Origin of the sequence: Oligella ureolytica DSM 18253 (assembly GCF_000373745.1) — a bacterium.
Classification (GTDB): Bacteria; Pseudomonadota; Gammaproteobacteria; order Burkholderiales; family Burkholderiaceae_B; genus Oligella; species Oligella ureolytica.
In genome coordinates, this window is sequence record NZ_KB892286.1 from 15,712 (window position 1) to 27,739 (window position 12,028).

Below are 12,028 nucleotides of genomic sequence, written 5' to 3' on the forward strand. Positions count from 1 at the left end.
CCTAAGGGATAACTAATTGTAACTTAGCTTAGCGCTTATAATTCTCTGTCTGCATGATTAACTATGCAAGTTTTCACACCCAACTTTCTACTCAATCTCTATGGATTTCTCCCTCTGGTTAGCCTTGTTCTTAGCAGCATGGGCAATTTCTATTTCCCCGGGCCCGGGCGCAGTAGCCTCAATGGCTGCCGGCTTACGCTACGGCATGTGGCCTGGCGCAGCCTTAGTCTGCGGTTTAATTACCGGATACACCATACAGTTTATTATTAGTGTGGTGGGTGTGGCTGCAGTAATTAAAACCTCGCCACTTTTATTTGAAGTCATTAAGTGGGTTGGGGTCTCGTACTTAATTTACCTAGGTATCAAGCAGTACCGTTCGCCAGTCAGTATGATTCGAGTCGATGTATCCACGATGCCCTCTGCCACAGCCGGCAAATTATTTATGCAAGGCTTGTTAGTTGATATTACGAATCCTAAAGCGGCTATTTTCTTATTAGCGGTAATCCCACAATTTGTTGATACAACTCGACCGCTCATGCTGCAATATGTTCTAATTTGCCTCACACTATGTCTGGTAGATCTGGTGATCATGTTGTGCTATGTGGCGCTGGCAGCAAATTTAGTTAAGCTGTTAAAAAATCCTCACCTCACAGCTAGGATTAATAAAATCTTTGGTGTGTGCTTTATTTTGGCTGCCCTAAGCATGGCGTTTATGAATATTTAGCGCACCTCAAACCAGCTAAGCTCATGATACAATTGACCAATTTCTATTTACGCTCAAAACGATAACGTTATAAAAAGCATGTCAAGCAACAATAAAATCTCTCAAGAAGTCGCCAGACGGCGCACCTTTGCTATTATCTCCCACCCTGATGCGGGTAAAACTACGCTAACTGAAAAACTCCTTTTGTTTGCTGGTGCCATTCAAATTGCCGGTAGCGTAAAAGCGCGTAAAGCTGAGCGTCATGCCTCTTCAGACTGGATGGAAATTGAAAAACAACGCGGTATTTCTGTCGCCTCTTCTGTGATGCAGATGGAGTATAAAGACTGCGTGATTAACTTACTAGACACCCCCGGTCACCAAGACTTCTCTGAAGATACCTATAGAGTACTCACCGCTGTCGATGCGGCAGTCATGGTGGTTGATGCGGCAAATGGTATTGAGCCACAGACCGAACGCTTATTACAGGTTTGTCGTGCGCGCAATACACCGATTTTGACTTTTATTAACAAGTTAGACCGTGAAGTACAAGAGCCCTTAGATTTGATAGGTGAAATAGAATCGCACCTGGAAATGGACTGTATACCCTTTACTTGGCCCGTCGGCATGGGTCGCCAGTTTAGCGGCATTGTGGATTTACAGAAAGGCCATATGCGGATGTTTAACCGTAGTAACCCATCAAAAAGCGGCTCTGCGGACGATGAGTTTATTAGCGGTTTAGATAACCCCTTACTGGACGAACGCTGTTCTGAGACCATCGATAAAGCCAGAGAAGAAATCGAACTCATTAATATCGCCACACCTGATTTTGATCGGGAAGCCTTTTTAAACGCTAAACAGACACCGGTATTTTTTGGCTCGGCAGTGTATAACTTCGGCGTCCAAGAGCTTCTCGATACGCTCGTTGAATATGCTCCGCCACCGGGTGCGCGCGAAGCGTTAGAGCGCACCGTTGAGCCAAACGAAAGTAAATTCACCGGCGTTGTGTTCAAAGTACAAGCAAATATGGATCCGGCTCACCGCGACCGCGTGGCCTTTGTCCGTGTCAGCTCCGGTAAGTTCGAGCGCGGTATGCGCTTGAGAGTTGCTCGTACCGGCAAAGATATTCGCCCCAATAACCCTGTATCTTTTTTATCACAACGACGTGATATTGTGGATGAAGCGTACGCCGGCGATGTGATCGGTATTCCTAACCATGGTGTTTTACATCTAGGTGATGTCCTCACTGAGGGAGAAAAGCTACACTTTACAGGTTTACCATTTTTTGCCCCAGAACTTTTTCAAACGGTTGAAGTCAAAGATCCATTAAGAAGTAAGCAGCTTCGCACAGGTTTAACCCAATTGGGCGAAGAGGGCGCGATTCAGGTCTTTAAACCACAAATTGCCGGCGGCGCATTATTACTAGGTGCGGTCGGACAGTTACAGTTCGAGGTAGTGGCTCACCGCCTCAAAACTGAATATGGTGTAGAGGCTCTATTAGGCCCTTCTCGCTACAATATGGCCAGATGGGTCACTAGCAGCGACCCCAAAGCCTTGCGTAAGTTTTTGGACACCAACATCGCAAATATTGCCTATGATGTGGTTGAAGCGCCTGCCTTTTTAGTCAGCTCGCCTGCACAACTAAGGGTAGCGCAAGAGCTCCATCCCGATATACAATTCCATGTAATGCGTGAGCATGGCGGCCAGATTTTTGCTGATAATCACTAATTAACTCAAAGGGTTCACCCTCCTACCTATTATGTCTTGGCGTTTATTAATTTTTACCATTTTAGTTTTTGCCGGTGTTGCCACCGCCCTAGGTCTACAAGCCGGCGATTACTTAATTGGACGTGTACCGGTTCAGGCTAATATTCCTAACGTCACTGAATTGGATCCCCCGGCAGAATATGACGAACAAGGTCGGTTAATCATCCCTCAGCCAATGCAGCCCTTGCTTGATGGTACGCAAGGGCTAGCAACAGCAACCCCGGATATTGATTGGAAAATCAAAGAATCTTACTTGGATGAGGCAGTTAAAAATGAGGAAAGTAGCGCCATGTACGCCGAAGAGAACCTTCGCCTAAGTGGTGTCGTCACGCAGGGCTCAACCGGTGTGACCAAAAACTTCCAACCTATTCAACGCCAGCGCCCTACTCAAGGCGATGCCGGTGGCAACAACTTATCGTGGGTTGGCACATTTAATCAAGAGATGGCCCAATGCCGCACGCTCGGCTTCAATGACCGTCCTTCGTGCATCAGCCGAGTTCGCCAACAATACTGTGGTGCAAACAACGCTTGGGGCCGTGTTACTGATTGCCCCGCCCGTTAATTGCTCCTAAGGTGGTTAGGCCAGTTAAAAATCGGTAAAATGAGTTTTCATTCATTTAAAAACTGATAGAGTACTCGCCATGAACCCCAAACGCTCTGATTACAGAAGAGATATTAAAGTCGTAGATAGCACGCTCTTAAACTTAATTAAGGGCCGCATTTTTATATTGATCGTTGTCAGCATGCTTATTTTGGGCGTGCTGTACTTTGTTGCTAAAAAAATTCTAAGCTTTGGTCAAACGCTGGACTACTCTCCCTTAAAAGACACCGCTGTTGACTCGATTATTGAGTACTTAGAAAAATACGACACCTACTTCTGGTGGGCTATTGTCATCATCATCGCTCTCTTTGTACTGTCTTTTATCAATCATATCGTACGACAAAGTCTTGATAGCTTTTCCAAAACCAATGTGCCCATGCCGGTTGCACGAAATCTCTTTAGCACCCTTTCTCCAATGGCCCTCGAAGTGCTGGCTTGGGTCTGGCATGAGCGCCGTGAACCTCTCAAGGTCAATGACTTGAAGCTGCTAAGTCGCGAGCTTAAGCAAGGCAGATTTAGCCGTATCGAAGACGCGAGAGAGCAAGAGCGCCTTCTCAGCCAAGGACTCTACGGACAAACGCATACAGAGGCAAACCAAGTACCGATAGCCTCGAATTTTCAGCAGTCTGAGACCCAACAAGTCGAACCGATACTCAACGAGCACGCTCTAAGTGAGCCCACGTTAAGACAAAATGATACAGTTCAGATACAAAATGACGCTTTAATAATAAAAGATGAACCCAAGGCTTGATAAATTAATATAGCCGTGATAGAAATAATAGTTATGGATACTCAACAGGAAACTTTCGCTGTGCCTTATATGCACTTTGTTGATGGCTTATCAGCCTCAACTAAGTCGGCGACTCCTGTCTACACGTCTTTCACTGCTATCACTGCTAATTTATCCACTCAAACTGCGGCTCTCCTCCTCGGTTTACTCCTCCTATTGATCGGTTGCCTAGCCTAGAGCCTAGGTGGTGCTATGCAGCCGACCTCTTTGAGCCACCCAAACAAACCCCTCTCACGGTGTGTTTTTCTCAAAACATTTTTTATTTTTATAGATAAGATCTACATCAAGACGATTGATAGGACAATCAAGGTCATAAGCCAACTTGAGTAGAAAGAAATAGGTGTCATCATGCTATCGAACCCAGCCACAAAATACGTCCCTTTTAAGCCTTTTCAACGTGATTTCTCTGAGCGTACCTGGCCTTCTAAAACCATCACAGAACCGCCTATTTGGATGAGTACTGATCTACGCGACGGTAATCAGGCGCTTATCGAACCAATGAGTATTGATCGTAAGTTACGCTTCTTCAAACACTTGGTTAAAATCGGCTTTAAAGAAATCGAAGTAGGCTTCCCTTCAGCCTCAGATACGGATTTTGATTTTGTTCGTCATATCATTGAAAACAACCTTATCCCTGATGATGTAACCATTATCGTACTGACTCAAGCGCGCCAGGAACTCATTTCTCGTACAGTCGACGCGTGTGCCGGCGCTAAAAATGCCATGGTGCATCTATACAATGCATGTGCACCTTCTTTCCGTAAAATCGTTTTTAATATGAGCAAAGACGAGGTTCGTGATTTTGCGGTTGCCGGTACTAAAATGGTCATGGCTGAGCAAGCCCGTTATCCTGAGATTAACTGGCGCTACGAATACTCTCCGGAGATCTTCTCAACCACTGAGCCGGAATTTGCAGTCGAGGTGTGTAATGCCGTAGCAGAAGCGTATGGCGCTACAACTGATAAGAAAATTATTTTCAACTTACCGGCGACTATTGAGGCGACGACGCCTAACATTTACGCTGACCAAATTGAGTACTTCTGCAATAACATTAACAATCGTGAGGCTTGCATTGTTAGCGTCCACCCACACAATGACCGTGGTACAGCAGTAGCTGCGGCTGAATTAGCCGTAATGGCCGGTGCTGATCGTGTCGAAGGCTGCCTGTTTGGCAGTGGCGAGCGCACAGGTAACGTATGCTTAGTCACACTAGCAATTAACCTTTATACCCAAGGTATTCACCCCGGCTTAGACTTCTCAGATATCGACTCAGTACGTCGTACAGCTGAATATTGTAACCAGCTACCGGTACATCCTCGCCATCCATGGGCCGGCGATTTAGTGTTTACCGCTTTTTCAGGTTCACACCAAGATGCCATTAAAAAAGGCTTTGCAATTCAGAAAAAAGACGCTGTTTGGGAAGTACCCTACTTACCAATCGACCCTGCTGACTTAGGCCGTAGCTATGATGCGGTCATTCGTGTTAATAGTCAATCAGGTAAAGGTGGTGTCGCTTATTTACTCGAAGAAGAGCATGGCTTGAGCTTACCGCGTCGTTTACAAATTGAATTTAGCCGTGCCATTAAGCGTGTCACTGATGAGACAGGTAAAGAAGTCAATGCACAAATAGTTTACGAAATTTTCCAAAATGAGTATTTAACACAAGATACCCCTTGGAAATTAATCGATCATCAAATCACCAGTCACAATGATGCGGCAGAAAATGAGCGTTTCTCTGTGGTTGTACGTATGAGCCACCATGGCGAAGAAAAAACCTTCAGTGGCAAAGGTAATGGCGCTATCTCTGCCTTTATCAATGCGATCGATATGCCAATTGAGTTTATGGACTACTCAGAGCATGCGGTAGGTAGCGGTGAAAGTAGTAAGGCGGCAAGCTACGTTGAGCTGCGCTTAGGCGATTCTCAGTCAGGCTATGGTGTTGGCATGCATAAAGACATTGTTACTTCTTCATTCCTAGCTGTAATTAGTGCAATTAACCGCCACTTACAAACGGCTGAAGTGGAAACTAAAGCAGCAACTGAAACCGTTTAGTTAGACCGAAAAGCACTAAAACTTGAAAAACCGAGCGTGTTCATAACCTCATAACCGCTCGGTTTTTTTAAATACCGATCAAAACGCCTAATTACCAGCCACTACCACCTTGCCAAATGACGTCATCGCCATGCTTTTGCGCATTTTCGAACATATTTAATAGTGGATAAGCACGCTGACTAAAGCTGACACCCTCAAGCATTGGGTGCTTTTTCTCACGCTCCTCTTCCTTACGCTCTTCCTCTTCCTTATCATGCACAGCATAACTATGCATATCTTTATTCTCATCCTCTGCAATCGCCTGGCGTAATTTGGCAATTGCATCAGGTAACTCTGCCACAGTAAAAACACCCTCTGTAGGTAACTCTTTACCATAATCTCGTCCAGCGACTTTTAATACGGCGAGTACATGCTTATCCAACATAAACACTTCACCACTATTTTTAGATTTAAAAGTAATTAACATGTATTTCTCCTGTTGTTACAAACACCATCCATGTTATTTATGATGCCAATATTAAGCCTATTAGGCAATTAATAATACTTTTTATCACATGAGCTTAAGCTTCAGGATTATAAGAACGTCACAAATGTTTAAGCTAAAACTTGATAGCACCATGATAAACAGTCGCTTATAAGTCAACTCTATTTATTCATGAAATGAAAAGAGTATAAACAAATGACGAAATAGTATTTTCTAGTAAATGAATTTCACTCCTATGATGTACTCCACGCATCCTCTATTTTCTAAGGTCTTTATTGCTACAGTACTGAGCCTAGTCGCAGCACCTGCTTTAGCTGCAACAATTAACTTGCTCAACGTCTCTTACGACCCAACTCGCGAGTTTTACCGTGAGTACAATAAAAGCTTTGCTAAGCATTGGAAAGAAAAAACCGGTGATGATGTCGTTATTCGTCAATCCCATGGCGGTTCGGGAGCTCAGGCGCGTTCTGTCGCCTTTGGACTAGATGCAGATATCGTCACCCTAGCCCTGGCTTACGACATTGACGTCCTTCGCCTACGAGATGAATTAATTCCGGAAGATTGGCAAAGCCGTCTTGATAAAAACAGTTCACCTTACACGTCCACCATTGTGTTGCTTGTACGTAAAGGTAATCACAAAAACATTCAAGATTGGAATGATCTAGCTCGTGACGATGTAGAGGTTATTACACCTAACCCTAAAACGTCCAGTGGCGCTCGCTGGAATTATCTAGCCGCTTGGGCTTATGCGTTAAGACAATACGATAATGATGAGACCAAAGCCTATGACTTTGTCCGTAAAATCTTTGCTAATGTCTCTGTTTTAGACTCAGGTGCGCGTGGCTCTACCAACACCTTTGCTCAACGCGGCCAAGGCGATGTTCTTATCGCTTGGGAAAATGAAGCGTATCTATCGATTCAGCAGCTGGGTAATAATGAACTCGAAATGATTGTCCCCTCACTAAGCATTCTGGCTGAGCCTCCTGTAACACTCATTGATAAAAACGTTGATCGCAAAGGCACCCGTGAAGTGGCGCAGTCATATTTAGAAAATCTCTACAGCGACGATGCCCAACGCCTTGCTGCCAAGCACTTTTATCGCCCCAGCAATCCGGATATTGCAGCAGAGTTTAGCGATCAATTTCCCCAAATCGAGCTAGTCACCATAGATGAGGTCTTCGGCGGTTGGACCAAGGCACAAGACACTCACTTTAATGATGGTGGAGTGTTTGACCGTATTCAAGCCGATTTATATAGGAAATAACGTTCAATACATACTGATAGGACAAATTTAGCCTACTAGGATCTTTTAATCGTATTCTCTATGACAATAAATAGTTTCTTTAGTGTGTTGAGAATGGTTTTATGAATCTAGGTATTTCGTCGGCTTTTATTGTATTAACCTTATTTAGTGCATTACTTGTTCCTACTCCCGCTTCTGCACAAACAGCCTCCACTGCCGGTGCAGAATGCTCCACCCCCTCTACCGGTAACCCATGCTTTGGTACCGCTAATAATCCAGGCCAGGATCGTTCTGCTGCCAACCCGATTAATTTGACTAACGGCAATAAATACCAAGAAGAGTTGGATTATTGGGGTGGTGATGACTATTCCGGCCTCGAATTCCTCCGGTATTACAACTCAACCCAATTAACCCCCTCATTAATTGGTCAGGGTTGGCGCCATTCCTATAGTCGCAAGCTGTATTGGCGTGGGCATCGAGCTCAAATTCTGCTTGATGACAGTACCCGCATTATGTTTGATCCGCTACAAGGTGACGTGGCACAGTCACGTTTTAATGAATATGGCTCCCTTAAAAGGGTCAAATTATACGGGGCAATGGAGCGCTTAGATTGGTCCAAAGCAGCCACTGCTAGAAAATCCGTTAATGATTTTTTCTCAAAAAACTATTTACACACGTTACAAGGCGACCTCTGGCTCTGGCAATACCCTTCCGGTGCCATTGATGTATTTAATCGCTATGGCCACCTAGTCATTAGCCAAATGCCGTTTAGTGAGGCCATTTTTATCGAAAGGGAGATTAAACCGGGTCCTACTTACGAGGCTATTCTAAAGGTACAAAACCAAAATCAACAGAGCATTGACTTTCACTACGCGATTTTGGGAAATCGTGCTCGCCTAAGTCAAATTGATACGCCCGAGGGAAGTGTAGAGTTTAGGCATGACATCCCTAGAGACTTTGAGGAAACCCGTCTTCTTAGCGCCCATCATATTGATGGTGCAAAAATTACTTATGGCGCCGTTGATACATCTACTGATGAGGAGCTATCGCCCTATTTACTAGCACGTGCCAAACATTACACGTCGGATAGCAAGCAAGCTTTTCGTGATATTGAATGGCGTTATGACACATGGGGACGAGCAACTGAAACTATTCTTCATCGTCATGAACAGTTAAATCAACCTCTTTCAATGCAATTCAACTATGTGAAAACGCCTCAATTCAATGGCGACAAGGGTATCACTGAGTTAACTCAAAGGATTGGCACCGAAAAAAGTCTCAGCCGTTTTCACACAACCATGCTAGGTAGTCAGTATCTTCTCACTAAGGCCGAAGGCGCTCCTTGCTTTGCATGCCCTGCGACAGGCACTGAAATCAGCTATAACGAAAAGGGCCAAATCACTGCAATCAACGGTCTCAACATCAGACGTAGCACGAGCGATAACAGCATTGAAAGCATAGGAATAAACCATCGAGGCTGGCCCGGTTTACGTATTTATTACGATAAAGACGGTACACCTCACGGTTGGAGCAGTCTGCATACAGGCAAAACGCTTTATGAGCTAGATACAGATACTTTATTTCCAAAGTATAAAAGCTTTGCGAATAAGACGAGGATGTATAGCCGGGACTATGATAGTGGCTCACGCTTAGTTAGGTACAGTTATGAAAATGGAAGTCACGATGCAAGCGCTCCGAGCGGTTTATTAACAAAAACTAAACCTTTGGTATTCAATTTAAGCGGTGAAGACAATAGAAAACGTCTCAGCATTAAGCTTCATAGCCAAAGTGTTAATTTAAGAACAACTCGTTGGTGGGCTAACCACAAAGAATCACGGTTAAATGAATATTTCACACCAAACTATGCCAATAAGCTGGTAGAGCATCAGCTTCCCGAATGGGGTAGTCTCTATTATCAATATGACGACAATCAGCGGTTAAAAAGCATTTTTTGGCAAGTTGCTAATACGACAGAAGAACATCAATGGCAGTTAGTTTATGAACGCCTAAATAACCACGAGCGTCAATACGGCAATCACATACTAGCACGTGCTCGTAAAAACACCGGTTTCATTAAACACAGCACACGACTGGAACTATTAAAAGACAAGACGGACACTCCCTATTGGCAGGAAATTCGCTATTATCATGCTGACGGGCACCTAGCAGCAGAGCACCAACTATCATCTAACTTAGACATCAATAAGTTTAGACAATATCAATTTAATCTCCACGGCCAACTCATACGCGTAGATACCGATCTACACAATAAAAAAAGCACAACCACCGATTTATATGCGTGGCAACTTGGTGGCGCATCCTTTGCTCGTCAGCATACAAGCAAAACAGACAAAGAAGATCATACTGAAACGCAAACAGACTTAATCATTAAAAATATAGAAAGAGATAAGGCCGGCTTCATACACAAAATGGACAATTTAGAGCTAGTCTATGATGAAAGAAATTTACTGACAGAGATAAAAAAAGGCAACGACACAATCGCCAGCTATCTCTACGATGCTCTTAATCAACGTATTAGAAAAGTCACCGCCAAGGGCGAAACCCAATACTATTATTTAAACCAGCAATTAGTTGCTGAAGCCTTCATACCTACCAATGAAATTAACCCCAACTATGGTGACTACTCTCTTGAGAGATCATTCATTTCAAAACGCTACATCTATGATGGTGTACTTCCTGTCGCCCTAATTGACTACTCTAAGGACATTGATGGTCAACTCTACTACATACATAGTGATGGTAGCGGGCAACCTTTTTTAATCACAGATGATGCTCAACAAACGGTCTGGTTAGCAGACAATGACGCTTTTGGACAAAGCCGTCCAATCATCGAAAAAATCGAGTTTAATCTACGCCTACCCGGTCAATACTATGACGAAGAGAGCGGTTTACATCAAAACCTTTATCGAAACTACGACCCTGAAGTGGGTCACTATCTTGAGCCCGATCCCTTAGGCCCAATATCCGGCAATGATGTCTTTGGCTATGCTAAGCAAAACCCTCGTCAGTACATCGATCCGCTCGGTCTGCTCATGTTTGTCTTTGATGGCACAACCAATACCCCCAGCTCACAAAGTAATGCCTATAAACTAGGGCAACTTTATGATGAAGGACCTCTAAATTACTTAGAAGGAATAGGCACCAAAGAAGCGCAAAACAAGGTAATCAACTTCTTCGATAGCTATCGAAAAGAACTCACTGAGACACAAACCGTACCCGATGATATCAGAGCCCAGCGCATCTACGCCTCTTCACTCCTAGAGTGGAAGGTACCGGAGTTTATCCCCCACGTCACACAAGATAAAATCTCAGCCGGCATGGCACCCTATATGCTTAATATGCAGTGGATGCAATTAATCGATGAGATGATTCGCCTCACATCCGCAGGGCCTCTCATAGACAACACAATCAATATTGATTTGTCCGGTTTTTCCAGAGGGGCTGCCCTCGCCAGTATCTTTGCTAATAAAATTGACCAATATACCAAACATGGCTATTTTCAATACACGGCTAAGTGGCTGCCGCCCGGACAACAACACATTCGAGCGTGCGTCAATTTACGCTTTGTCGGGCTATTTGATACAGTCCATCAACTGGGCACGTTAGGAGCTGACAACGATGACTATAACTACACTGTGTCCCCTGCCTGGTCAACTGTTGCCCATGCGGTCGCATTAAATGAGCATCGCTATTGGATGATGCCTTTGACCAGCTTTGCAAGTGATGATTTAAGCAATGTGTATGAGCAGGGCTTTTTAGGTAATCACTCGGATATTGGTGGAACTATCTTCTCCAAAGATTTAAACGCCCAAACTAACCCCTATCCCGGTACCTATGGAGACTTAGGCAACATCCCCTTAGCTTGGATTCACTATATGGCACTGGATGCCGACGTTAAACTCAAGCCGTTAGAATCCCTCACTCAATGGCAACTCGACACCGTTAAAAACCCGCTTTTGCATCTCAACAGCCTATTTGATCAAGATTTAGCAAGCCGTCGCTGGTCACTTGCCGACAGAAGAGTTTATTCTTCAAGCGGTAAGCTACTCGGCTTACAATCTTTCTCAAAAAGACTGGGAGGAGCGATACGCAAGGAGCACGCTGAGCACGTGTACTTCCCATTATCACTGGCCACGGAGTCACTCTATGACACTAATGGAGCAGGCTACCCTTACGGCATCGTCGACGCGAGTAAGTATATTAACTTTTTAAAAGGATCAATAGAGTGGGAATCTTCCCTCAAGACAATATCGCAACAACAGCAATAGCAGCCCTTCATGCTATCATTACACATTGATTTTATAAGATATTTTTAACCATTATTGATTGTTTAAGTCACCATTTGATTAAGATGGTGATATAAGTAGAGA

General features: G+C 44.2%; 9 protein-coding genes. 8 read left to right on the forward strand and 1 reads right to left on the reverse strand.

Annotated features, from left to right (window positions below; translation table 11 throughout):
* The first annotated feature begins 100 nt into the window (after positions 1–100).
* The 6 genes from B092_RS0103020 to leuA all read left to right on the forward strand — a co-directional run bounded on the left by B092_RS0103020 (position 101) and on the right by leuA (position 5,910).
* Positions 101–724, forward strand: a complete 624-nt coding sequence (locus B092_RS0103020; RefSeq protein ID WP_018573767.1) for a LysE family translocator — start codon at positions 101–103, stop codon at positions 722–724.
* A gap of 78 nt (positions 725–802) precedes the next feature.
* The gene (locus B092_RS0103025; protein ID WP_018573768.1) at positions 803–2,428 is read left to right on the forward strand and encodes a peptide chain release factor 3; all 1,626 of its coding nucleotides are present in this window, start codon (positions 803–805) and stop codon (positions 2,426–2,428) included.
* 31 nt (positions 2,429–2,459) lie between these two features.
* Complete coding sequence (locus B092_RS0103030) at positions 2,460–3,029, forward strand: hypothetical protein (RefSeq protein WP_018573769.1); 570 nt, start codon at positions 2,460–2,462, stop codon at positions 3,027–3,029.
* A 79-nt stretch (positions 3,030–3,108) separates the two neighbouring features.
* Positions 3,109–3,819 (forward strand): hypothetical protein, encoded by a 711-nt coding sequence (locus tag B092_RS0103035; protein ID WP_018573770.1) that lies wholly within the window; start codon positions 3,109–3,111, stop codon positions 3,817–3,819.
* A gap of 33 nt (positions 3,820–3,852) precedes the next feature.
* Complete coding sequence (locus B092_RS0103040; protein WP_018573771.1) at positions 3,853–4,035, forward strand: hypothetical protein; 183 nt, start codon at positions 3,853–3,855, stop codon at positions 4,033–4,035.
* Positions 4,036–4,206: 171 nt separating this feature from the next.
* Positions 4,207–5,910, forward strand: coding sequence for a 2-isopropylmalate synthase (leuA, locus tag B092_RS0103045; RefSeq protein WP_018573772.1), 1,704 nt, complete (start codon positions 4,207–4,209; stop codon positions 5,908–5,910).
* A 91-nt stretch (positions 5,911–6,001) separates the two neighbouring features.
* Here the strand turns inward: leuA and B092_RS0103050 are convergent, their stop codons facing one another.
* Positions 6,002–6,376: a DUF1840 domain-containing protein gene (locus B092_RS0103050; protein WP_018573773.1), complete on the reverse strand. Its 375-nt coding sequence runs from the start codon at positions 6,374–6,376 to the stop codon at positions 6,002–6,004.
* A 238-nt stretch (positions 6,377–6,614) separates the two neighbouring features.
* Here B092_RS0103050 and B092_RS0103055 point away from each other — a divergent pair, with 238 nt between their 5' ends.
* Complete coding sequence (locus B092_RS0103055; protein ID WP_018573774.1) at positions 6,615–7,658, forward strand: sulfate ABC transporter substrate-binding protein; 1,044 nt, start codon at positions 6,615–6,617, stop codon at positions 7,656–7,658.
* Between the two features lie 101 nt (positions 7,659–7,759).
* The gene (locus B092_RS0103060) at positions 7,760–11,926 is read left to right on the forward strand and encodes an RHS repeat-associated core domain-containing protein (protein WP_018573775.1); all 4,167 of its coding nucleotides are present in this window, start codon (positions 7,760–7,762) and stop codon (positions 11,924–11,926) included.
* Positions 11,927–12,028 lie beyond the last annotated feature (102 nt).